The following is a 24,462-nucleotide window of genomic DNA, read 5'->3' on the forward strand; positions in this document are numbered from 1 at the left end:
TCAGACCCTCTCAGGAGAAAACGACCGATGAGCCTCGACCAGAACCCCACCTATATCGCACCGGATGACTGGCGCGCCTATAGCGGCGTCCTGAGCCGGCGCGTCTTCGCATTCCTGATCGACTACGCGATCGTACTCCTGCTGTGCATTCCGGCCGCCGTGATCGTCTTCTTTCTCGGCGTGATCACGCTCGGTCTCGGCTTCTTCCTTTATCCGGCGCTGTTCGTCATCGTCGCGGTGCTTTATTTCGGCGTGACGCTCGGCGGCGCGTCCCAGGCGACCCCGGGCATGCGGGCAATGGGGATCGCGATGGCGCGCATGGACGGGCGGCGAATCGATTTCCTGCTGGCAACCGTGCATATCGTGCTTTTCTGGGTCATCAACTCGGTTTTGACGCCGCTGATCCTGCTTGCGGGCCTGTTTACCGAGCGTTCGCGCCTCGTTCACGACTTCCTGCTCGGCACCGTTATCGTCAGAACGCGCTGATATTGCGGAAAGCCACGCAAACGTGGTTGTCAAACCCGGCAAATGCCGTATCTCGCAGTTGACGTTTTACGGCATTTTGCCATTCTGTGACATTATGCATGTCGCTTGAAGCGTCGCCGCCAACCCCGTGAAATCGCGGCACGCTTTCATAACAGACGCAGGAGGCGATCACGGTTCGATGAACACGCAGGCGACGCCCTCTCCTCAATTCTATCTTACGGCGCCGGCCACATGCCCCTATCTGCCGAACCAGATGGAGCGGAAGGTCTTCACCCATCTGGTCGGCCCACGCGCCTCGGAAATGAACGACCTTCTGACCCAGGGCGGCTTCAGGCGCTCGCAGAACATCGCCTATCGCCCCGCCTGCGAAAACTGCCGTGCCTGCGTTTCCGTACGCATCCTGACCGAGCAGTTCCAGCCGACGAAATCGATGCGGCGCGTTCTGGCAACCAACAGGGATGTCGTGGCGACCGTGCACGCCGCCGAACCCTCCACCGAACAGTTCGCGCTGTTTCGCCGTTATCTCGACCACCGCCACCAGTCGGGCGGCATGTCCGACATGTCGGCGCTCGACTATGCGATCATGGTGGAAGACACGCATGTGAATACCCGCATCATCGAATACCGCGTGCGCGAACCGGGCTCCGGCATCGATTCCAGCAAGCGCGGCGAACTTCTGGCCGTGGCACTCAGCGACGTGATGAGCGACGGCCTGTCGATGGTCTATTCCTTCTTCAATCCCGAGCTCGAAAAACGCTCGCTCGGCACCTTCATGATCATCGATCACATCACCCGCACCCGGGCGCTTGGCCTGCCGCATGTCTATCTCGGCTACTGGGTCGATGGTTCGGAAAAAATGGGCTACAAGACCCGCTACCACCCGCAGGAACATCTGACGCCGCGCGGGTGGGAGGTTTATACGCCGGAAGAAAAATGAGCTGTCGTCAAAGCCTCAGCGAATGCTGAGCTCTTGTAAGTAAGGCAGGAAAGACGTCCCGGCTTTGCCGCCGGGAACGTCATTCACATATTACCCGCCAAATTTCCCGCTACGCGGAAAGCCCTTCGGCACGGTGCGGCCCGCCGTTGCGCGGTCGGCCAGCCATTCGCGCAATTCCTCGCCGACCTTGTTGAAGAGACGGCCGGCCGTGTCGGACCATGACAAGCCTTCGGCGAGCGCGAAACATTTGACGTCAACGACGCCGCCATCCTTGTAGCGCTGCAGGCGCACGCCCTTGCCGCGCGACATTTCCGGCACCTGCGCCAACGGGAAGGCCAAGAGCTTGCGGTTCTCGCCGACGACGGCGACATGATCGCCCGTCACCGGCACGGCGAGCTTGGCTTCATCCGGCATCGAGACATTCATGATCTGCTTGCCCTTGCGGGTATTCGCGACCATTTCGCTCTCGGGTACGATGAAACCGTTGCCGGCGGTGGAGACCAGCAGCAGCTTGCGCGATGGATCATGCACGAAGGCGGTCAGGATATCCTGATCGTTTTCCATGTCGACCATGATGCGGATCGGCTCGCCATGGCCGCGCCCGCCCGGCAGCTTGTCGGCGCCAAGCGTATAGGCCTTGCCGCCCGTCGTCAGCAGCAGCAGCTTGTCGGTGGTCTGCGCCGGGAAAGCGAGTTTCGGGCCGTCGCCTTCCTTGAAGGTGAGCGACGAGGTGTCGGACATGTGCCCCTTCAGCGCCCGGATCCAGCCTTTTTGCGAAATGACGACGGTGACCGGTTCCTTCTCGATCATCGCCTGCTGGATGGCCTCGATATCGGCATCCGGCGCATCGGCGAACTGCGTGCGGCGGCGGCCGATCTCGGTGGCCTTGGCATATTTCTTTTTGACCTCGCCGATTTCCCAGGCGATGGTCTGCCACTGCTTGTCATCGGCGGCGATGAGCGCCTCGATCTCGGCCTTCTCATTGCTGAGATCGTCGAATTCCTTGCGGATTTCGAATTCCTCGAGCTTGCGCAGATTGCGCAGCCGCATGTTGAGAATGGATTCGGCCTGCAGGTCCGTCAGCGACCATTTCGCCATCATCACCTGTTTCGGCTCGTCCTCCTCGCGGATGATGCGGATCACCTCGTCGAGGTTGAGGTAGGCCACCAGCAGGCCGCCGAGAATCTCGAGCCTGCGGTCGATGGCCGCCAGACGATGGCGGGAGCGGCGGACCAGCACGTCCTTGCGATGCGCCAACCATTCGGTCAGCACCTCGTTCAGCGCCATCACCTTCGGCACCTTGCCAAGCGACAGCACGTTCATGTTGAGCGGCAGGCGGCTTTCGAGGTCGGACAGGCGGAAGAGCGATTCCATCAGCAGCGTCGCATCGACCGTGCGGCTCTTCGGCACCAGCACGATGCGCACATCCTCGGCGGATTCGTCGCGGATATCTTCGAGCAGCGGCAGCTTGCGGGCGATCAGCAGCTCGGCGATCTTCTCGATCAGCCGCGATTTCTGCACCTGGAACGGAATTTCGGTGATGACGATCTGGTAACCGCCCCGGCCGAGATCTTCCGTTTCCCACTTGGCGCGCACGCGGAAACCACCGCGGCCGGTCTTGTAGGCATCCAGAATATTCTCGCGGCTTTCAACGATCACGCCGCCGGTCGGCAGGTCGGGACCGGGGATGAATTCCACCAGCTTTTCCACCGGCGCGTCGGGATGCTTGATGAGGTAGAGCGCAGCGTCGCACAATTCATGGGCATTGTGCGGCGGGATCGATGTCGCCATGCCGACGGCGATGCCGGAGGCCCCGTTCGCCAGAAGGTTGGGGAAAGCGCCCGGCAGAACCACCGGTTCGGAATTCGACTCATCGTAAGTGTCGCGGAAATCGACCGCGTCCTCGCCGATGCCTTCGAGCAGAAGCTCGGCAACCGCCGTCATCTTGCTTTCGGTGTAACGCATGGCGGCGGGGCTGTCGCCATCGATATTGCCGAAATTGCCCTGCCCGTCCACCAGCGGATACCGCAGCGAGAAATCCTGCGCCAGACGCGCGAGCGCGTCATAGATCGCCTGGTCGCCATGGGGGTGATAGTTACCCATGACTTCGCCGACGATCTTGGCGCATTTGCGGAAGGCCGAGTTGGGTCTCAGACCCATTTCGCTCATGGCATAGACAATGCGGCGGTGAACCGGCTTCAAACCGTCGCGCACATCCGGAAGCGCACGATGCATGATCGTGGACAAGGCATAAGCAAGGTAGCGCTCTTCAAGCGCCGCCTTCAAATCGACCGGATGAATGTTATCGTCTCCGCCGGACGGAGGTACAAGATTTTTTCCCATGGTGCTTGACTAGCGGAAATGCCGATTCCCGGCAAGAAATTCAGGGGTCTGCCCTGTGGATGAAAGTAGCTCTTTCATGCGGTTTTTTGTTAACCGCGTTGCAAATGCCGCAATGCCGCCGTCATGCGAATCGATCTAAATCCTATAGACCTTTGAATAATCGCGAATATAAGTATCAGCATTCGAATTCGGACACGGTGCACATCCGTACGTTGAGGGAAGAAACATCATGAGACTGAAATCCACCCGCCAGGTTCTTTTTGCGAGTGCCGCGCTTCTCACGCTTTCGGCACCGGCTTTCGCGCTGGATGGCGGGGATGTGCTGAAGAAGATCAACGCCGCCTATGCCGCGCAGGGCGGTGAGATCGCCGCCGGCTCCGTCGCCGTCAACGGCTCGACGGTGACGCTGAACGGCGTGACCTTCAACGCGGCCGCCGATCCGGCCAGGAAAATTCCGGTCGGCAACATCACGCTCGAAGGCGTCGAGGAAAACAACGGCGGTTACACGATCAAGAACGCCCGTTTCGACAATATCGACTACAAACAGGAAAACGTGGAGATCAAGGCAAGCGACATCTACATGTCCGGCCTCGTCATTCCTGCCGATGCGACCACCGGCACCGTCGATGCGCTGATGTTCTATGACGAAGCGCATAGCGGCCCGATTTCCGTTGCCATCGACGGCAAGCCGGCTTTCTCGCTCGAGGAAAGCACGGCCACCATGTCCGTCAGCGATGACAAGTCCTCGATCGGTTTCGAACTCGATGCGTCCGGCTTCAAGGCCGATCTCAGCGGAGCCACCGATCCCGCCACCAAGGACGCAATCGAGAAGCTCAATCTGCAGGCCCTTTCCGGCAACATGACCATGAGCGGCAGCTGGGAAGTGGCGTCCGGGACCGTCGATGTCGAGGAATATGCCGTCGATCTCGACAATGTCGGCCGCCTCAACATGTCGTTCGGCTTTTCCGGTTATACGCTTGCCTTCATCAAGTCGATGCAGGAGACGGTGAAGGCGCAGGCCGCCAATCCGAACAAGGAACAGGCGGACCAGGCGGCAAGCCTCGCCATGCTCGGCCTGATGCAGCAGCTGTCCTTCGTCAACGCCGAAATCAGCTTCGAGGACGCCAGCATCACCAAGCGCGCCATCGACTACGCCGCAAGCCAGCAGGGCATGACGGGCGACCAGCTTGCCCAGACCATCAAGGGCATGGCGCCGATCATGATGGCATCGCTCAACGTTCCGGAGCTGCAGAACATGGTCTCGGCGGCCATCAACACCTATATCGACGATCCGAAGAACTTCTCGATCACCGCAGAGCCGGAAAAACCGGTTCCCTTCCCGATGATCATGGGCGCTGCGATGGGCGCGCCGAACACCCTGCCGAAAATGCTCGGCGTAACGGTGACGGCAAACGAATAAACAAAAAGCCCCGGTCATGCCGGGGCTTTTCATTTGTGCGCCATGCGGCGGCGCTGCCGATCATGCCGCTTCGCGCAGGCCGTATTCCTGACCGCCGGTTTCGCTCAGCCGGAACTGCTGGACCAGTTCCTTGAGACGGGCGGTCTCATTGGCCAGCATGGCGCTGGCGGCGTTGTTTTCCTCCACCATGGCGGCGTTCTGCTGCGTGCCCTGGTCCAGATGATTGACGGTGGTATTGATCTCGGAAAGCCCGATCGACTGTTCCTTCGTGGCGGCGGCGATGGCTTCGATATGGTCGTTGATTGTCTTTACCGAACCGCCGATACGCGACAGGGCGGCGCCGGTTTCGCGCACGAAACGTGCCCCGTCCTTCACCTCGGCGCCGGACGTCTGGATCAGGACCTTGATCTCGGCGGCGGCCCTGGCGGAGCGCTGCGCCAGTTCGCGCACCTCCTGCGCCACGACGGCGAAACCGCGGCCCGCCTCGCCCGCCCGCGCGGCCTCGACGCCGGCGTTAAGCGCCAGGAGATTGGTCTGGAAGGCGATTTCATCAATGACGCTGATGATGCTGCCGATCCTGCCGGAGGATTGCTCGATCTTCTCCATCGCCATGATCGTATCGACAACGAGATCGGCCGTGCGGCTCGCATCCTCATCCGCCGAATGGGCAACCATGCGGGCTTCCACCGCACGTTCCGCCGAGATGCGGATATTTGCGGTCAGCTCGTCCAGGGCTGCTGCCGTCTCCTCCAGCGAGGCGGCCTGCTGCTCGGTGCGGCGGGCAAGATCGGCGGCGCTCCGGCTGATTTCCTGGCTGCCGCCGTCAATGGCCACGCTCGACTGCACGACACCGGACATGGCGGCATCCAGCTGGCGGATGGTGCGGTTGAGATCACGACGAAGCGCCTCGAAATCCGGGGCGAAAGGCTCGTTCAGCTCGAAGGACAGATCGCCGGAGGCAAGATGGTGCAGCGCCGCCGCAAGACCCGTCGTCGCCTGCATCAGCCGCGCCTGCGCCTCGGCTTCCGCCTCGCACTGGAAGCGGGCCTTTTCGGCTTCGGCCTGCTGACGGGCCGCAAGCGCCGCCGCCTCCAGCTCGATCTTGGCGATGGCTGCCTGCCGGAAGATTTCCAGCGCCTGGGCCATGGCACCGAATTCATCCTCGCGGCGCAGGCCGGGAACCGCAAATTCGGTTTCGCCCTGTGCCAGACGGCGCATCGCACCGGTAATGGCGGTTGCCGGCCGCGTGATCGAGCGGCCGATGAAATAGACCCCGGCAAACAGGATGGCGACGGTAAGAACGATCAGGCAGACGACGATCGAAACCGTTGCTTCGGCCGCATCTTTATTTTCGAGCGCACTGGCTTCCCGCTCCTGCCGGTAGATGCCGGAAATATCGGTGACGACGGGCAGCAGCGCCGCAAAGGCGGAAGCGACGTCATCGCGCGCCTTCTGCTCCTCCAGCACCGCCTGCGCATAAAAGCGGAAAGAGGCGGTGTAGATTTCCAGAGCATCCATGATGCGCTGACGCTCCGCGCCTGGCCGATATTCCAGCTTCACCAGCGTCTTGAAGGTCTCAACCTCGGCTGCGTGTTTCGTCGCATAGGTCTCGTCGCGCCGCAGGATGAAATCCTTTTCGTGCCGGCGCATCATCAGCATGCTGGCGCGGATTTCGGCATTGGCAACGGTGTCGATGAGTTTTTCGATGGAATGCACGCCATTGCGCATCGCCCCCTCAAGGCCTTCGGCAGGCGTGAGGCCGAGTTCCCTGTTCTTGGCAACCAGCGCCTTCATGCGGTCGCCATAGGCAGCCGCGCCCCGCGCCAGCGTTTCGAGCCGCATCCGGGTCTGAGGGGTGGCGCTGTTTTCGAGATTGAGCAGCGATTGCCGGACCTTCTCCATCGTCCCGTCGAACCGCGCCGCGGAACCCATTTCCCGGGACAACAGAAAGTCCCGCTGGTGCAGGCGGCTTTCATGCAGATCGTCCACCAGGCTCATCAGGACCCCGTCCCGCTGGATCAGCGTATCTTCTGCAACGCGATAACGCGCCTCCATCTGCCTTTGCCACAGCAGCATGCCCGCGATGACGGCAATGCCGAGCAGTGCAGCCAGCGCCAGCATCGATACGCGATGCGCTATTTTGAACGTCGAGACCAGCGAAAACATTCAACCCTCGTTTGTGAAACTTCATGGCGGCGATGAATGATCGACAAGGCTTAAAAAGTCCTCTACCGGATTTGTCAGTTCGATTAAGTTTTTATGACAATCCATGGCTCAAACGGAAAGAGAAAGACGACGCCGGCAAGCAGAAGGCTTTCACGGAGACGATGCCGCGCAGCGGAAACAAGATCGAAAAGAGGCGGGAGAGCCTTGCTCTCCCGCCTCGTCACTCGCTGCCATTTTCACGTCTAATGCCAAGCCGGGTAAAGAAAATCGGGGCTTGCGGCGACCCCGGACGATCCGACCGGAGCTACACCGTCCCGCCGGGGGCGTTGCGCAACCGTGAAGCGCCGGCGCCCGACCAGTCGACCCGCCGGGTAGCGACCATGGTCGCGGCTATGGCAATGAAGGAAATCACCGCGCCGGCCAGCAGCGCATATTCGTCTTCATTCAGAACCAGATACATGACGCCATAGGCGACCGTCAAAACGGCGAACAACGCCATGCCGTTTTTTCTACTATTGGTTGAGCTTCCGAGATAAAATGCGATCAGCGCCGCCGTCGATATCGATGCCGCAGCATAAGCGACGGTGAAGCCGGTATGTTCGGAAAGCGCCAGCAGCAGCACATAAAAGACAATCAGCGCCAGGCCGGTCAGGACATATTGTATCCAGTGCACCACCGTTCCGCCCTTGAGCTCGACAATGAAGACAGCCAGGAAAACCAGCGAGATGAAGCCGATCGAATATTTCAGCGTCCGGGCGATGATCTGGTAGAACTGCACGGGTTCCACGAGGTTGATCGTCATCAGGCTGTTCGATAGCGGCAGACGCGTGCCCTCAACCACCCGGTCAATTCCCCTCGCAAGATAGGGGATGGTCCAGCTGGCGTTGAAATCCGTTGCGGTAACGGTCTTTTCCTCCGGCAGGAACAGTCCCTCGAAACCGGGATGCGGCCAATTGGCCTTTGCCGAAAACCGCGTCGTCTGGCCGGCGGGCGCCGCGGCGAAACTGCCGGAACCGTTCAGGGAAAATGCGATATCGAAAGCAAAACCGCTGGCGATGAGGTTCCTGTCAACCGACCGGTGCACCCCGGCATCGGACCTTCCCGGCGTCACCGGAGCGTCACGGGCCGTCGTTGCCGAAATATCCCGCATGCCGGGATCGAAGGGCAAGACCGGGCCGCCGTCTATCCTGACGCCGGCGCTGGAGCGGATGCCGGTGATATCCTGAATGCTGAGAACCAGAATGGCGTTGTCGAGACGCGGCGTGCCGGGAAACCGGGCAAGATCCTGCAGGATGCCGGCGCCGAAGCGGCCGTTGAGAACCAGATTGCCGTTATAGACCGGCAGGCTGTAGATCGACAGACGCCTTTCCTCCGTCTTCAGATCGGCGGTAACTTGCAATGTCTCCGGCATGACCAGCGCCCATTGCGTCGTACGGTCGACGATGCTGCGGCCATCCACCTCGCGGTGGCGCTCCACATCGAAAGGCACGGCAAGATAGGGGCCGTTCACCACCTGATCGCCGCCCCAGCCGCTGGCGATCCGCCCGGCCACGTTTTCCGCCCGCGAAGCGCGTTCTTCCGTCAGCCCCCAGACGAGCATGAGCGGCACCAGCAGGATCATTGAAATGAAGCCGATCATCACGAATTTGGCGCCAGGCGAACGCAGGCTGACAGCAAAATTGCCGCCGCGCGGCTGGGGTGGAGCCGCCAGCCCTGCAGCCGGAACAGGGTCTTTTTCCGTTTCATGTGCCATTCTGAAATCCTTCTAAATATGATAGCGCCGACGCCGGATGCGAAGTCCGAATGACGCCATTTCAAGTTTAAAACCCGCGATAGTCTTGCGCCCCCAAATGAACGCGAGATCTATACTGGGATCGGATTTCGGCTGATTATGTGCGGAAATCGGTTCAATGCGCGGTAAAATTGTGACTTTGCCGCGTTCGTTGCAAAAACACGAAGGGCCGGCGTTGCCGCCAGCCCTTTGTCTGAAACCTGAATGGATCCCGGTCAGTCCTTCTTGGACGGAACCACGCGCAACGCCAGCTCACGAAGCTGGGTCGGCGTTGCCGGCGATGGCGCGTTCATCAGAAGGTCCTGCGCCTGCTGGTTCATCGGGAACAGCGTGATTTCGCGCAGGTTCTTCGCGCCGACGAGAAGCATGACCACGCGGTCGATGCCGAAGGCGCAGCCGCCATGCGGAGGCGCGCCATACTGGAAGGCGCGGTAGAGACCACCGAAGCGCTCTTCCACATCCGTCTGGCTGAGGCCAACCTTTTCGAAGGCCTTCACCATCAGTTCGGGCGACTGGTTACGGATCGAACCGGAAGCGATTTCGAAGCCGTTGCAGACCGCGTCATACTGGAACGCCTTGATCGAGAGCGGATCCTGTCCTTCCAGCGCTTCCAGACCGCCCTGGGGCATCGAGAAGGGGTTGTGGGCGAAGTCGATCTTCTTTTCTTCCTCGTTATATTCGAAGAAGGGGAAGTCGACGATCCAGCACATTTCGAAACGGTCGCGATCGATCAGGTTCAGTTCGTCGGCGGCGCGGGTGCGCGCCTCACCGGCAAACTTGTAGAACTTGGCGGGATCACCGGCGACGAAGAAGCAGGCATCGCCCGCCTCAAGGCCGAGCTGCTGGCGCAGGGCCTCGGTGCGCTCCTCACCGATGTTCTTGGCGAGCGGACCGGAGCCGCCGACCTTGCCGTCCTCTTCCTTCCAGAAGATGTAACCGAGGCCGGGCTGGCCCTGAGACTGCGCCCAGGCGTTCATGCGGTCGCAGAAGGCGCGCGAACCGCCGGTCTTGGCCGGGATCGCCCAGACCTGAACCTTGGGGTTGGAAGCGATCATGTTGGCGAAGACCTTGAAGCCCGAACCGTCGAAATGTTCGGTCACGGCTTCCATGACGATCGGGTTGCGCAGGTCAGGCTTGTCGGAGCCGTATTTGCGGATCGCCTCGTCATAGGGAATGCGCGGCCACTCTTTGGTCACCGGCTTGCCTTCGGCGAACTTTTCGAACACGGCCGTCATCATCGGCTCCATCGTGGTCCAGACATCTTCCTGGGTCACGAAGCTCATTTCGACGTCGAGCTGGTAGAATTCGCCCGGAAGGCGGTCGGCGCGCGGGTCCTCATCGCGGAAGCACGGCGCGATCTGGAAATAGCGGTCGAAACCGGCCACCATCAGAAGCTGCTTGTATTGCTGCGGCGCCTGCGGCAGCGCGAAGAACTTGCCTTCATGGATGCGCGAGGGCACGAGGAAGTCGCGGGCTCCTTCCGGCGAAGAGGCCGTCAGGATCGGCGTGGTATATTCGGCAAAGCCGGCATCGGCCATGCCGGTGCGCATGGCGGAGATGATCTGCGTGCGGCGAACGATGTTCTTGTGCAGCGTTTCGCGGCGCAGGTCGAGGAAGCGGTACTTCAGGCGAACGTCTTCCGGATACTCAGGCTCGCCGAAGACCGGCAGCGGCAGTTCCTTGGCAACGCCCAGAACCTCGATTTCCTGCGCATAAAGCTCGATCTCACCGGTCGCCATGCCCTTGTTGACGGTGTCTTCCGAGCGCGCCTTGACGAGGCCGTCGATGCGGATGACCCATTCGCCGCGCACGGTCTCGGCAACCTTGAAGGCCGGGCTGTCCGGATCGGCAACCACCTGGGTGATGCCGTAATGGTCGCGAAGGTCGATGAAGAGAACGCCGCCATGATCTCGCACGCGATGAACCCAACCGGAAAGGCGAACGGTCGCGCCGACGTCGGACTTGCGGAGAGCGGCACAGGTGTGGCTGCGGTAACGATGCATTTTTATATCCTGGAACGTGCTGCGGGCCAGATGGAAGACCAGATGGGCCGCACTGTCGAAATTGGCCGGAAAAGCGCATGGCCAGCCCGATTTGTCAAGGCAAAGCGCAACAATGTCGCCTTGCAGCTGTCCTTTCCACCGCCTTGGCTTTAGATAGTGCTTATCAAGCCCGCCAAACCGAGTCGGCCCGCAATGAGCCAGATCAGACCTCTCATCCCGCTTCTCGTCACCGCCGGTATTCTGATCGGCGGCAATGGCCTGCAGGGAACCTATATTGCGCTGCGCGGCATCTCCGAGGGATTTTCGGCCAGCACCATCGGCCTCATCAGCGCCGCCTATAGCATCGGATTCGCGCTCGGCTGCATCTCCGTGACGCGGCTCATGCGCCGGATCGGCCATATCCGCACCTTCGCCACCATGGCGGCGGTCGCTTCCGCGGCATCCATCGCCATGCCGCTCGTCATCCATCCGCTGTTCTGGATGCTGATGCGCTTCGTCATCGGCATTGCGGTCGCCTGTCTTTTCGCGGTGATCGAAAGCTGGATCAACGCGCAAGTGACGAATTCCAACCGGGCGCGCACCCTTTCCATCTATCGTTTCGTCGATCTCGGCTCCGTCACGCTGGCGCAATACATCATTCCCATCGCCGGCATTGCCGGGCCAGTGGTATTTTCGCTGATCGCCATGGCGCTGTCGCTGTCGCTGGTGCCGATCTCGCTTGCCGACAAATCCAACCCCGCACCGCCGAAGCAGATCCCGTTCAATCTTTTCGCCGTCTGGCGCATTTCGCCGCTTGCCGTGGTCGGCTGCATCGCCGTCGGCCTCAGCATGGCGGCATTCCGCAATATCGGCCCGATCTACGCCGAACAGATCGGCCTTTCCGTCACCGCCATCGCCACCTTCATGAGCGCCGGCATCATCGGCGGCGTGGTGCTGCAATATCCGCTCGGCGTCTATTCCGACCGTTATGACCGGCGCATCATCATTCTCGCCACCACGGCGGGGTCTGTGGTCGTCGGCCTGTTTCTCGCCTTCTTCGCCGGCACGGATGAATGGAGCAACATCATCGGCGTCTTCGTTTTCGGCGCCTTCGCCCTGCCGCTCTATTCGCTGAGCTCCGCGCATGGCAACGATCACGCCAAGGAAGGCGAACATGCGATGATGTCGGCCGGGCTTCTGTTCTTCTGGTCGGCGGGCGCCACCGTCGGGCCGCTTCTCGCCTCGCTGCTGATCGACCAGTTCGGCCCCAAGGCGCTGTTCAGCTATACGGCCGCGATACAGGTCGTTTTCATCGGGTATACGCTTTATCGGCTGCGGGTGCGCGAGGGCGTGCCCGTGGAGGACAGGAACTGGCGGTTCCGCTCGCTGTTGCGCACCTCTGCCTATTTCCAGAAGCTCGCCGCGCCCAACCCGCCCAAAAAGGACCGGCCGGAGCCCGATCCGCCCGAGAAAAACGAGACATGAGCCTTCAAAAGCGGGCTTTGTATTGACATGCGCCCGGCAAAGGGAAAGTAAGACGGATAATTTTCACGAGTGGCCATTTGCAATGATTGAAACGACTGCCGCCCTCGCCGAGGCCTGCACGGAACTGGCGAAATCGGAATTCATCACCATCGACACCGAGTTCCTGCGGGAAACGACCTTCTGGCCGGAGCTGTGTCTCGTGCAGATGGCAAGCCCGACGCTTGAAGTGCTGGTCGATCCGCTTGCCAAGGGTCTCGATCTCACCCCGCTTTTCGAGCTGATGGCCAATCCAAACGTCGTGAAGGTTTTCCATGCCGCACGGCAGGACATCGAAATCATCTACCATCTCGGCGGGCTCATTCCGCATCCGATCTTCGACACGCAGGTTGCCGCCATGGTCTGCGGTTTCGGCGATTCGATCTCCTATGACCAGCTGGTGCAGAAGATCAAGAACGTGCAGATCGACAAGTCCTCGCGTTTCACCGACTGGAGCCGCCGCCCGCTGACCGAAAAGCAGCTGGATTACGCGCTGGCCGACGTAACCCATCTGCGTGACGTCTATCTTTCGCTGAAAGCCCAGCTGGAGCGCGAAGGCCGCTCGCTGTGGCTGACCGAGGAGATGGATATTCTGGAATCGCGCGACACCTATGACATGCATCCCGACGATGCCTGGCTCAGGCTGAAATCGCGCCTGCGCAAGCCGACGGAACTTGCCATCCTCAAATTCATCGCCGCCTGGCGCGAGCGGGAGGCGCGGTCTCGCAACGTGCCGCGCTCACGCGTGCTGAAGGACGATGCGATCTTCGAAATCGCCCAGCAGCAGCCGAAGGACGCCGAGGCGCTGTCGCGGCTCCGCACCATTCCCAAGGGCTGGGAGCGCTCCGCCTCCGGCACCGCCATCGTCGAAACGGTGAATGCGGCGCTGGCATTGCCTAAAGAGGAAATGCCCAAGGCGCCGCGCCACAGCCATGCGCCGGAAGGCTCCGGTGCTGCCGTGGAACTGCTGAAGGTTCTCCTGAAACTGACGGCGGACAAGCACGGCGTCGCGGCCAAGGTCATCGCCAACAGCGACGATCTGGACAAGATCGCCGCCGAAGGCGAAAACGCGACGGTGGCGGCTCTGACCGGCTGGCGGCGCGACCTGTTCGGCGACGTGGCGCTGAAACTCATCAATGGCGAAGTGGCCCTGCGTTTCGCCGGCAAGAAGGTTGAAGCGATTGAGGTGGGCGGCGCGTAATCCCGCGCCTCACCCCAATTTTGCCCGCATCGCGGTCCATCCCTTTCGGGATAGTTGCGCTTTGAGGGTCTTCGCATGAAACCTGCCCGCACCCTGCTGCTGGCCGCCCTTCTGGCGGCCACAGGCTTTCTCCCCACACCGGCCCCCTTTCTCGCCCGTGCCGATGACGGCAAGCTGGACCTGCAGGGCGAATGGACGACCGACTGCCTGACGATCGGCAAGAACGACCGGCACGGCATGGTCACACGCATCACCATACACGGCGGCAGCATGCACGCCGTCTCGCAGATTTATGCCCGCAACAATTGCCAGAAACCCACGGTGCAGGTGCGATATGAGGGCACGCTGGACGGCGGCCTTAAAGACCATGGCAGCCTGCTCTTCGCCCACACCGTCACCGCAATCACCATGACGCCGAATGAGGGTGACGTCGTCGACCATTATAATGGCGACCCGAAGGGCACGGGCTGCGGCCTGAACGGCTGGAAAGAGAATGTTCCGTTCGATGTCGATGGGCGGACCTGCGCCGCCATCACCTTCGCGCGCAAGGGAGAAACCCTGTTCGACCGCGCCTGGATCGACGGCAACCGACTGCGTTTCGCCGCCTTTCCACTCAAATGGTCGAACCGCTCACCGGACGACCGGCCGCAATCCCCGCTTGAAACGGTCTATTACAGAACATCCTATTAGGCGTAGGACCGCCTCCGCACCCGTTTTGCGGCAACGGCGCAACAGCCTTACCAATCCTTCATGCAACCTTACCGATTGGTCACTTTTTGCAGCGCATTTTCCACATTAATGTCGCATACGACCTGAACAGACGCTTCGCCGGCGGGAGCGGCGGATCTTTCCTCCCGAGATCAAGAACCGACATGAGAAAATTGCTGCCCATTCTGGATTATGTGGTGCTCTTCGTTGCCGTGGCCGGCAGCGGCGTGGCCTACGCCTTCCTGGAATATGGCGGCGGCGCGCTCATCGGCGCGACCTATGCACTGTTTGCCTGTGCGCCGATCCTCGCCTTCGAGCGCGGTTACATCATGCCCGGCCTGTCGCGGCAGGTGAGCGCCCTGCCGACACCGGCCTATATCGCCGTCGGCCTCATCATCTACGCCATCCTGGTTTTCTGCGGTTTCGGGCTCGGCGGCACGATCCTGTGGCTGAGCGGGATATTTCCCGGCACCTGGAAACGGGCGGTGCATGCCGAGGTGCAGACGCTGATCTTCACCCTCATCGTCTGCGGCATCATCGTCTTCATCATGCGGGTGCGAGAGCTTCTCGGTCGCGACATCTTCATCGATCTCATTCTCGGACGCTATCGCCGGCCGGTCAGCGAAGACCGCGTCTTCATCTTCATCGATCTCGTCGGTTCCACCTCCTTTGCCGAAACCCATGGCGACCTGAAGGCCCAGGAATTCCTGGGCGAGATTTTCGCAAGTTACGCCGCGCCGGTCAGGCGACATGGCGGCGTCATCGACGATTATATCGGCGACGCCGCCATCATCACCTGGCCCTATCACATGGCAATCCGGCGGGCGGCCTGCGTGCGCTGCGTTTTCGACATCCAGGCGAGCATCGAGGAAAAACGCGACATGTGGCTTGCCCGCTTCGGCGAAATGCCGCGCCTGCGCTTCGCCATCCATGGCGGGCCGGTCATCACGGCGGAAATCGGCGTCGACCACCACAAGATCACCTATTTCGGCGACACGGTGAACACGACCTCGCGGCTCGAATCACTGAGCAAGATGCTGGGGCACCCGGTGCTGATTTCCGCCGACCTTGCGCACCAGCTGGTGCTGCCCAAGGGCGTGCGCAGCGAATATCTCGGCGAACATGCGGTCAAGGGCCGTGGCCAGACGCTGGGCGTGTGCACGCTCAGCCAGTATCAGGCCCCCGCCGCCTGAGGCCTGCCGGCCGGAAGCCGCACCGCGATCCCGCCGTCCTCGGCAGCCGCCGTCATCAAAATTCATCAAAGCTTCAAACGACAATCACCTGCCTGTCATGCGACGACCCTATCGCCTCAATCCTGTCTTCAACAGGTATTGAGAGGGGTCTCCACCATGAAGCATATTCTTTTCGCCTCTTGCGCGGTTCTCGCGCTCGCTTCCGCATCACATGCGGCGGAAAAGGAGTTTCCGGCAAAGCTGGTCTCCCACGCCATTCTGCCGGCCAACACCATCATCGCGGCGCCCACTGACGCGCCTGAACACCTCAAGACCTCCGCCAAGTTCACCACGGCCGACCGCAAGCGCGCCGAAGGGCTCGGCACTGTGCCCGGCAAGGACGGCCTGCGCCTGACCGGCCTTTCCATGCCGTTCAACGGCCAGCCGATGCAGGGTTTTTCCGGCATCAAGGCGATGCCCGACGGCAGCTTCTGGAGCCTTTCCGACAACGGTTTCGGTTCCAAGCTCAATTCCAGCGACGCCATGCTGATGCTTCACCACCTGAAATTCGACTGGGACGCCGGCAAGGTCAACGCCCTTGAAACCGTGTTCCTTTCCGATCCGGACATGAAGGCGCCCTTCCCCATCGTTCTCGAAGGCACGGAAAAACGCTACCTGACCGGCGCCGATTTCGACGTCGAATCCATTCAACCCGTGGCCGACGGTTTCTGGGTGGGCGAGGAATTCGGCCCCTATATCCTGAAATTCACCCGCGACGGCAAGCTGACCGACGTGATCGCCACCAAGGCCGGCGACATCGAGGTGAAGTCTCCCGACCATCCGGCTCTCGCCCTGCCCGGCAACCCGACGCAGAAAATGCCGGCCTTCAACCTGAAGCGTTCCGGCGGTTATGAGGGCATGGCGCTCTCCAAGGACGGCTCGAAGCTTTACGGCCTGCTGGAAGGCCCGCTTTACATGGCTGACGGCCAGGTGGAAAAAACCGAAGACGGCGCGACAGCGCTCCGCATCATCGAACTCGACACCGCCAAGAAGGCATGGACCGGCCGCACCTGGCTTTATCCGCTGGCGGAAGGCGGCGAGGCGATCGGCGACTTCAACATGCTGGACGAGACCACCGCCCTCGTCATCGAGCGTGACAATGGCGCCGGCACGGCCGACAAGGCCTGCGCCGATCCCAAGGCGCCGGCTGCCGACTGCTTCGCCCGTCCCGCCAAGGTCAAGCGCATCTACAAGATCGAATTCAACGACGCCAATGTCGGCAGGGCGGCGCGCAAGATCGGCTATATCGATCTGATGAAGATTTCCGACCCGGACAACAGGAAGCGCCAGGGCGGCGGCAACGGCTATTACGACATGCCCTTCGTCACCATCGAGAATGTCGACCGCGTCGACGCCACGCATATCATCGTCGGCAACGACAACAACCTGCCCTTCTCGGCCGGTCGCGCACTGGACAAGGCGGACGATAACGAGTTCGTCCTGCTGGACGTCAAGGACCTGCTCGACGCCAAATAAGCAATACGGCGCCGGAATTTTCTCCGGCGCCCATGGCGCATCCGCGCGAATTCAACGGACGGAGTGTCATGCAGCCTCCAAGGGATGCACGACGCTCCGTTCCGATTCTGCTCATGTCTCGACCAAAGCCCGGCTCCGAAACGGAGAATCCCTTTATGCAGGACCATGCCGAACGACTTTATTACGCCTTGAAGAAAAGCTGGTCCGGCGAAACCAGCAGCCTGTGGTCACGCGAAAACCCCGCCCGGGGGCAAGGCAGCGTCACCGCCCTGGTGGTTCAGGATATTTTCGGCGGCGAACTCGCCAAAACCGCCGCCAGCGGCTCGGACCACTTCTACAATATCGTCGACGGCACCCGCTGGGATTTCACCTTCAGCCAGTTCGATATTCCGGTCGGCTATCAGGACAGGCCCGCCAGCCGTACGGAGGCCATGGCGACCATAACACCGTTGCAATATGCCTATCTCAGCGCCTGTATCCGAAAGGCGCTGGGGCACGGCTAGCCAGCAATAACCGTGATTTTCTGGGAGGCAGGATAGTCGGAAAATCTTTGCGGTGAGGATTGCTCATCTAACAGAAGACGGCGCGGACATGTCCCTCGTCCAGAGCGAAAAAACCATCCTGCGGAACCGCAAGTTCAAGCATTTCGCGGACGGACATATCCAGATATATTCCGCGCAAAATTCTTCCGAAAAGACCGTGGGAAACGGCAATCGTTGGCTTACGCACATTTGCTAACCACGCTCTCGCCCGATGGCATGCTTGATCAAGACTCTCGCCGTCCGGTGATTTGAAATACCAGTCATAAGGCGTCGTTTCGCGGAGCATTCCGGGAAACTCATTCTCAATTTCGAATGTCGTCAGGCCATCCCAGGAGCCCGCCGATACCTCGATGAGCCGTTCATCGTCACTTTTATTTATCGGTAAAACCGATTGCAGGATAGCGGCTGTCTGCTGTGTTCTGCCAAGCGGGCTGACACTCAGTTCGAAGGATCCTTCGCTGCCGGCGATCTCGCGCTGCAACAGCATCGCGACGTCATTCGCCTGCCGGACGCCCTGGGAGGTTAACGGTGAATCCTTGACGCCTTGATACCGACCGAGCGTGTTCCATATGGTTTCACCGTGACGCACTAGATAGATCATGACGATGTGCTGCCATTTCTCTGCCCTTCAACGAGCCTTCGCGGCGACAAAACCATAGTCGACGGCGTTTACACTCCAACTTTACCGGCTCACTCAAACACAAACGCCAGCCGCTTGCCGGTCAGCTTCGCCAGTTGCTGCAAACGGCCATCCAGACGTTCGCCGGCGAAATCGCAATAATCGTGCGGCACGACGAATTCCAGATCGATGTCCGGATTGGTGGATTTGCGGAATTTCAGGTGATCGACGACGCCCGGCATCGAGGCCGAGAAGAGGTAAACGACGCGCAGCAGGCCGCCGAGCAGTTTTCCAAGCTCCTGCAGACGCTCGCCCGCCATGGCCGTGAGCGGCTCCGTGGTGCCGTTGTCGTTCAGTCCCTCGAAGCGATAATAATTGGCGAGCGCAATATAGGCGCGACCGGGATGGGTGATGGCGACGAAGGACGAATGGGCGATGATGTTGAGCGCCTGCAACCCGCGATAATCCGGATGGGCGCGCCAGCTGATATCGGCCAGCAGGCAGGCCGCCTGCCGGTAGCGGCTTTCCTCTTCCGTCTCGTCGATACCGAAGACAGGGAAGGTGCGGCCGCTCCAATCCGCCAATTCGCGGGCATGTTCGGGGGAGCGGGCACGCAGAATGGCAAGCTCATCCGCCGCAACCAGCAACGGGTCCAGATCCCGCTCCGTTTCCGTCAGCAGCGAATAGAGATAGCCTTCACGCACGCCCTGCGCGGAAAAGGCGATCTTTGCCGGCTTCATGACCTTCAGAACCTCGCGCATGGCGATGGCGCCGAAGGGCAGCAGCGAACGGCGGTTCTTGGAGACCGCCTGCCAGGCCGGATCCTTGCTGTCCCTGGAGACAACGACCTCCTCCAGGAAATTCAGCATTTCTTCCAGCGGCAATTCATATCCCTGCATCATGTGCAACGGATAACCGGTGATTTCCATATGCAGCTTGGCGATGTTTCGCCAGGTGCCGCCGACGGCATAAAAGGTGCGCCCCTCACCCGCCGCCAGAAGCTTGGCGAAGGATTTGACGTGTTTTCTGGCGATGGTGGCCGCTTTTTCCAGCGAGCCGTCCGATTGTTCCGACAGCCGCAGACCGCCGAGCGGCAGGGTGATGCCCTCGCCGCAGCTTTTGCCCTTGATGTCGATGAGTTCGAGCGAACCGCCGCCGAGGTCGCCGGCAATGCCATCGGGATCATGGAAACCGCTGATCACGCCATAGGCCGAATAAAGCGCTTCCTTCTCGCCGGACAGGACCTCGATCTCGCAGCCGAGAATGGCCTCCGCCTCGCGAATGAAATCCGGGCCGTTTTCCGCTTCACGCGCCGCAGCCGTCGCCAGCACATAAAGCTGCTGCGCCTGCGCCTGCTCGGACAACACATGGAAACGCCTGAGCGCCATCAGCGCCCGGCTGACGCCTTCCTCATGCATGCGGCCCGTCAGCGCCAGTCCCTTGCCGAGGCCGCAAAGGACCTTTTCGTTGAACAGCACGGCGGGCGCGCGAGAAAGACCTTCATATACGACAAGACGAACGGAGTTCGAACCAATATCTATGACGGAAACGGGGGCAAGGCCGGTCAGCCGCCCCTGTGCTTCTGATCGAGTCATTCAGCCTGTTTCTTGCGGGACGAAATCAACCCGGCAATCAATTTGGGCGCACTGGATTTCAAGGCTTCACCACGTCCGGAAAGGCTGGGATTGGTCATGAAATAGTGCTGCGCGTTGAACGGTTCTTCGCCTTTACGCACCTCGATGCGCCTCGACGTTCCGTCCGCAAGTATCTCGTAGCTCTGCTGGTTGTCAATGAGATTGCCCAGCATAATCTGTGAAAGAACCTGCTCATGCACGGTGGGATTGGTGAGCGGCACCAGCGTTTCGACACGGCGGTCGAGGTTGCGCGGCATCATGTCGGCCGAGCCGATATAGACCAGCGCCTTGTCGGATGGCAGGCCGAAACCGTTGCCGAAGCAGAAGATGCGGCTGTGTTCGAGGAAGCGGCCAACGATCGATTTCACGCGGATATTGTCCGACAGGCCCGGCACCTGCGGGCGCAGGCAGCAGATGCCGCGCACGACCAGATCGACCTCCACCCCGGCCGCGCTGGCGCGGTAGAGCGCATCGATGATCTCGGGATCGACCAGCGAATTCATCTTCATCCAGATCGCCGCCGGCGCGCCGCGCTTGGCGTGCTCGATCTCTTCATTGATGTGCTTCACGATGCGGGCGCGCAGCGTATAGGGCGAGACGGCCAGCTTCATGCCCTCTTCCGGTTCGCCGTAACCCGTGATGAAGTTGAAGATATTCGCCATGTCATGGGCGATCTTCGGGTTGCAGGTGAAGAAGGACAGGTCGGTATAGATCTTGGCCGTGATCGGATGGTAGTTGCCGGTGCCCAGATGGCAATAGGTCCTGAGCTTGCCGTCTTCACGGCGCACCACCATCGACATCTTGGCATGGGTCTTGAGTTCGATGAAGCCGAAGACGACCTGCACGCCGGCGCGCTCCAGGTCGCGCGCCCAGCGGATATTCGCCTCTTCGTCGAAACGCGCCTTCAGTTCGACCAGCGCGGTGACGGATTTGCCGGCTTCGGCCGCATCGATCAGCGCGCGGACGATCGGGCTGTCGTTGGAGGTGCGGTAGAGCGTCTGCTTGATGGCCAGCACATCCGGGTCGCGCGCCGCCTGCAGCAGGAACTGCACGACAACGTCGAAGCTCTCATAGGGATGGTGGACCACCATGTCCTTTTCGCGGATGGCGGCGAGGCAATCGCCGGCATGTTCGCGCACACGCTCGGGGAAGCGGGCGTTATAGGGTTCGAACTTCAGGTCGTCGCGCGGCGCGCGCACGATTTCCGAAATGGTGTTGAGCGCAAGCAGACCCGGCAGAACGGCGACGCGGTTATCCGGCACGCCAAGCTCATGCACCACGAATTGGCGCAGCGACTGCGGCATTTCGCTGTCGGTCTCGATGCGGATGACCGACCCGCGGCGGCGGCGCTTCAGCGCGCTTTCGAAGAAACGGACCAGATCTTCCGCCTCTTCCTCCACCTCGATATCGCTGTCGCGGATGATGCGGAAGGTGCCGAAACCGCGAACGGTATAACCGGGATAAAGGCGGTGAATGAACTGGCCGACCACATCTTCAAGCGTGATGTAGCGGATGGCGTTCTTTTCATCGGGCAGGCGAATGAAACGATCAAGCGCCGGCGGCAGGCGCAACAGCGCCGTCATCGGCTCGCGGCCGTTGACGCTGTCGAGCTGCAGGCCCATGGAAAAGCCGAGATTGGGAATGAAGGGGAACGGGTGCGCCGGGTCGATGGAGAGCGGCGTCAGCACGGGGAACATGCGCTCCTCGAATTCCGTCTCCAGCCAGGTACGATCCGCATCCGACAGTGCGGCGGGGCGCACGATGAAGATTTCTTCCTTGGCGAGATATTGCTGCAGAACGGCAAGCGAGGCCTGTTGCTCCATCTGCAGATTGTCGATCTCCTTCAGAATGTCTTCCAGCTGTTCGGCCGGCGTCTTGCCATCCGGTGTCCTGACGGTGATTTTCTGGCGCACCTGACCTTCGAGGCCGGCGACGCGGACCATGAAGAACTCGTCCAGATTGGCGGCCGAGATGGACAGGAAACGCAGCCGCTCCAGCAGCGGATGATCGGTGTTCAGCGTTTCTTCGAGAACGCGGCGATTGAACTGGAGCCAGGAGAATTCACGGTTGACGAAACGGGCGGGACTGTCCCAGAGGTTCTCGCCCTCGCTTACCGGCTGAACCTTGTTGAAGTCTTCCTGCGCGATAGCGTCCATGCCCTGTTCCATCCCCTGACCTGTTTCCGTCCCGTGATCCTGCTGCATCGCGTGATCGTCCTTCTTGCCCGTATAACAGTTTGACGACGGAACTGTGACAGTCAATCGACGTCCAGCCCGCTGCCCGCCGCTGCGCTGTCCATCGCATTGAGGACCTCCGCCGCCAGCGGGCGTGTTATTCTCGTTCCACGCGAGAGCGCCAGCCTGTCGATCCGGTCCACGATCGTCTGGGCCGTATCGAGCGAACGCTCCATTCTGTTGACGATGTAGCCTATGAGTTTGTCATCCATGTAAAGCTGCCGGTCGGCGAAGAGCTTTACCAGCACCTGCGCCAGCAGCCCCTCATCCGGCTCGCCGGTCTCCACCACCGTCGCGGCCTTCAGGCGCGAACGCAGATCCGGCAGCGTCACCGGCCATGCCGCCGGCCATTGCCGGCTTGTCATCAACAGCGTCGTGCCGTGCTGGCGCACGCTGTTGATGACATGGAACAGCTCGGTATCGTCAAAACCGCGGCGGTCGGCATCCTCGAAGAGAACGGCGCCGTTCTCCGCCGCGCGCGCAGCATCGGCGCCGGCCTGCGGGTGGATATCGCGGGCGCCGGCGATGTTTTTCCAGATATTGGCGAGATGCGATTTTCCCGAACCCGGCGGCCCGGCCAGCACGACGACCGGCGAGCGCCAGTTGGGCCATTCATCGACGAGGCTGACGGCGGCTTCAAGCGATGCGGAGACGAGCAGGTCGTCCCTGCCGGAGGCGGGCTGGTGCGAGAATGCGAGCGGCAGCTGCTCGGCCTTCGACCGGGCGTTGTCGGTTTTGATGTGGTCAGTCATCGTCAGCTCTGAGAGTCAACCTTGCCGGAGGGCGTTTCCCCTTCTTCCGGGGCGGGATTGCTGTCCCAGGGAAGGTTGGCGGCGTGCCCGTGATAAAGATCGCTTTCAAGATACCGCGACAATGCGAAGCGAACAAGCACGCCGACCGCCGCCGCCGCCGGAACCGCAACCAGCAGGCCGACGAAACCGAAAAGCGCGCCGAAAGCAAAGAGGGCGAACATCAGCCACACCGGATGCAGGCCAACGCTGCTGCCGACGAGCTTCGGCTGCAGGATGTTGCCTTCGATGAACTGACCGGAGAAGAAAACGGCGAGTGTCAGAAACACGTAGATATAGTCCGGCCAGAACTGCACCACGGCGACGCCGACCGCGAGGATGAGGCCGACCATGGAGCCGATATAGGGAATGAAGCTGATGAGGCCGGAAAAAAGACCGATCAACAGGCCGAAATTCAAGCCCACCAGCGACAGGCCGACGGCGTAATAAACCCCGAGAATGAGGCAGAGCGACCCCTGCCCGCGCACGAAACCGGCAATGGTCTTGTCCATGTCGCGGGCGATCTGGCGCACGGTATGGACATAGTCGCGCGGTATCCAGCTATCGACCTTGTCGATCATGCGGTCCCAGTCGAGCAGCAGGTAAAAGGCGACGACGGGCGTGACCACCAGCAGCGACACGACGTCCACCAGCGATTTGCCGGAATTCCATATCTGCGTCAGCAGGGTGCCGATGAAGCCCGCCCCCTCGGTCAGGAGCTTGGAGAAGTTCTCCTTGACGGCATCGATCTGGTTGCTGACCCAGTCCGGCAGGAGGTTGGTATCGGCACCGGCGATCAGCTGCTGCAACGACGAGATATATTGCGGGATGCGCGTGATGAATTCCGAGGCCTGGGCGGCGATCAAGGGAATGATGATGATGAGCGACAGCGCGAAGACCAGCACGAAGGAGACGAGGATGACGACGGTCGCCATCAACCGGCTCAAGCCCCGCCGTTCCAGCCAGTCGGCCACCGGATCGAGAAAATAGGCAAGCGCCATGCCGGCCACGAAGGGCAGCAGAATGGAGCTGAAGACCATCAGGAAAAGGACAAAGACGGCCAGCACGCCGATCCAGAAAAACACCTGCCGGCGCAGGTTCGTACCGCTCACATGGGGTTGCATCCGTTCATCCTCTTGTCGCCGTGCCGTCACCGCCCAAGATGGAGATAGGATGCCCATATGCACATGGTCAAGACCGGCCGCGGCGTACAGGCGGCTGCAAGCCGGCGGCCTGTCCACGGTTTTGGCGCGCTAAGGCCTCCCGCCGGCAAAAACCCGCCTTTCCGGGGCCTCCGGTCGCAACGGCAGGTTGACCCGCGGATAATATTAGACAAATATCAAATATCATCGGGCGAGCCCGCGACGCTCCGCCATGCCCG

Annotated in this window: 18 protein-coding genes; 9 read left to right on the forward strand and 9 right to left on the reverse strand. The window is 61.0% G+C overall.

All coding sequences use genetic code 11. From position 1 onward, the window contains the following. Positions 1 to 27 precede the first annotated feature (27 nt). Positions 28 to 486 carry an RDD family protein gene (locus ACI2KA_RS10175; protein WP_404501617.1) on the forward strand — a complete coding sequence of 153 codons (459 nt, stop codon included), beginning with the start codon at positions 28 to 30 and terminating at the stop codon, positions 484 to 486. A gap of 178 nt (positions 487 to 664) precedes the next feature. Further along, positions 665 to 1,423, forward strand: a complete 759-nt coding sequence (locus ACI2KA_RS10180; protein ID WP_404501619.1) for an arginyltransferase — start codon at positions 665 to 667, stop codon at positions 1,421 to 1,423. A 90-nt stretch (positions 1,424 to 1,513) separates the two neighbouring features. Here the strand turns inward: ACI2KA_RS10180 and parC are convergent, their stop codons facing one another. Then, positions 1,514 to 3,766, reverse strand: a complete 2,253-nt coding sequence (gene parC, locus ACI2KA_RS10185; RefSeq protein ID WP_404501621.1) for a DNA topoisomerase IV subunit A — start codon at positions 3,764 to 3,766, stop codon at positions 1,514 to 1,516. Between the two features lie 229 nt (positions 3,767 to 3,995). Between parC and ACI2KA_RS10190 the strand changes: the two genes are divergently transcribed. Continuing rightward, entirely contained in the window at positions 3,996 to 5,186 is a 1,191-nt protein-coding gene (locus tag ACI2KA_RS10190; RefSeq protein ID WP_404501623.1) for a hypothetical protein, read from the forward strand. Positions 5,187 to 5,246: 60 nt separating this feature from the next. On the opposite strand, the gene ACI2KA_RS10195 is transcribed toward ACI2KA_RS10190, so the two are convergent. The 3 genes from ACI2KA_RS10195 to aspS form a co-directional block, all read right to left on the reverse strand. Further along, positions 5,247 to 7,352, reverse strand: coding sequence for a methyl-accepting chemotaxis protein (locus ACI2KA_RS10195; protein ID WP_404501625.1), 2,106 nt, complete (start codon positions 7,350 to 7,352; stop codon positions 5,247 to 5,249). A gap of 304 nt (positions 7,353 to 7,656) precedes the next feature. Further along, complete coding sequence (gene creD, locus ACI2KA_RS10200) at positions 7,657 to 9,105, reverse strand: cell envelope integrity protein CreD (protein ID WP_404501627.1); 1,449 nt, start codon at positions 9,103 to 9,105, stop codon at positions 7,657 to 7,659. 254 nt (positions 9,106 to 9,359) lie between these two features. Then, positions 9,360 to 11,147, reverse strand: a complete 1,788-nt coding sequence (gene aspS / locus ACI2KA_RS10205) for an aspartate--tRNA ligase (RefSeq protein ID WP_404501629.1) — start codon at positions 11,145 to 11,147, stop codon at positions 9,360 to 9,362. Between the two features lie 192 nt (positions 11,148 to 11,339). Between aspS and ACI2KA_RS10210 the strand changes: the two genes are divergently transcribed. The 6 genes from ACI2KA_RS10210 to ACI2KA_RS10235 all read left to right on the forward strand — a co-directional run bounded on the left by ACI2KA_RS10210 (position 11,340) and on the right by ACI2KA_RS10235 (position 17,767). Beyond that, entirely contained in the window at positions 11,340 to 12,611 is a 1,272-nt protein-coding gene (locus tag ACI2KA_RS10210; RefSeq protein ID WP_404501631.1) for an MFS transporter, read from the forward strand. An 82-nt stretch (positions 12,612 to 12,693) separates the two neighbouring features. Then, positions 12,694 to 13,848, forward strand: coding sequence for a ribonuclease D (rnd, locus tag ACI2KA_RS10215; protein ID WP_404501633.1), 1,155 nt, complete (start codon positions 12,694 to 12,696; stop codon positions 13,846 to 13,848). Between the two features lie 75 nt (positions 13,849 to 13,923). Continuing rightward, on the forward strand, positions 13,924 to 14,538 hold the full coding sequence (locus ACI2KA_RS10220) for a hypothetical protein (RefSeq protein WP_404501635.1): 615 nt from the start codon (positions 13,924 to 13,926) through the stop codon (positions 14,536 to 14,538). Positions 14,539 to 14,720: 182 nt separating this feature from the next. Then, on the forward strand, positions 14,721 to 15,749 hold the full coding sequence (locus ACI2KA_RS10225) for an adenylate/guanylate cyclase domain-containing protein (RefSeq protein WP_404501637.1): 1,029 nt from the start codon (positions 14,721 to 14,723) through the stop codon (positions 15,747 to 15,749). A gap of 156 nt (positions 15,750 to 15,905) precedes the next feature. Then, positions 15,906 to 17,264 (forward strand): esterase-like activity of phytase family protein, encoded by a 1,359-nt coding sequence (locus ACI2KA_RS10230; protein ID WP_404501639.1) that lies wholly within the window; start codon positions 15,906 to 15,908, stop codon positions 17,262 to 17,264. Between the two features lie 155 nt (positions 17,265 to 17,419). Next, positions 17,420 to 17,767 (forward strand): hypothetical protein, encoded by a 348-nt coding sequence (locus tag ACI2KA_RS10235; protein WP_404501641.1) that lies wholly within the window; start codon positions 17,420 to 17,422, stop codon positions 17,765 to 17,767. Positions 17,768 to 17,834: 67 nt separating this feature from the next. Here ACI2KA_RS10235 and ACI2KA_RS10240 read toward each other — a convergent pair whose 3' ends face one another. The 5 genes from ACI2KA_RS10240 to ACI2KA_RS10260 all read right to left on the reverse strand — a co-directional run bounded on the left by ACI2KA_RS10240 (position 17,835) and on the right by ACI2KA_RS10260 (position 24,205). Further along, on the reverse strand, positions 17,835 to 18,407 hold the full coding sequence (locus tag ACI2KA_RS10240; protein WP_404501643.1) for a histidine phosphatase family protein: 573 nt from the start codon (positions 18,405 to 18,407) through the stop codon (positions 17,835 to 17,837). Between the two features lie 89 nt (positions 18,408 to 18,496). Beyond that, positions 18,497 to 20,020, reverse strand: a complete 1,524-nt coding sequence (gene ppx, locus ACI2KA_RS10245; protein WP_404501645.1) for an exopolyphosphatase — start codon at positions 20,018 to 20,020, stop codon at positions 18,497 to 18,499. Beyond that, a complete protein-coding gene (locus ACI2KA_RS10250; protein ID WP_404501647.1) occupies positions 20,017 to 22,320 on the reverse strand; it encodes an RNA degradosome polyphosphate kinase in 2,304 nt (767 codons plus the stop codon). Before ACI2KA_RS10250 ends, ppx begins: the two co-directional genes overlap by 4 nt. Then, positions 22,317 to 23,045: a DnaA regulatory inactivator HdaA gene (gene hdaA, locus ACI2KA_RS10255; RefSeq protein WP_404501649.1), complete on the reverse strand. Its 729-nt coding sequence runs from the start codon at positions 23,043 to 23,045 to the stop codon at positions 22,317 to 22,319. The genes ACI2KA_RS10250 and hdaA overlap by 4 nt, the downstream gene beginning before the upstream one ends. 2 nt (positions 23,046 to 23,047) lie before the next feature. Continuing rightward, a complete protein-coding gene (locus tag ACI2KA_RS10260; RefSeq protein ID WP_404501651.1) occupies positions 23,048 to 24,205 on the reverse strand; it encodes an AI-2E family transporter in 1,158 nt (385 codons plus the stop codon). Positions 24,206 to 24,462: the final 257 nt, after the last annotated feature.

Origin of the sequence: Agrobacterium sp. NPDC089420 (assembly GCF_044900305.1) — a bacterium.
Classification (GTDB): domain Bacteria; phylum Pseudomonadota; class Alphaproteobacteria; order Rhizobiales; family Rhizobiaceae; genus Agrobacterium.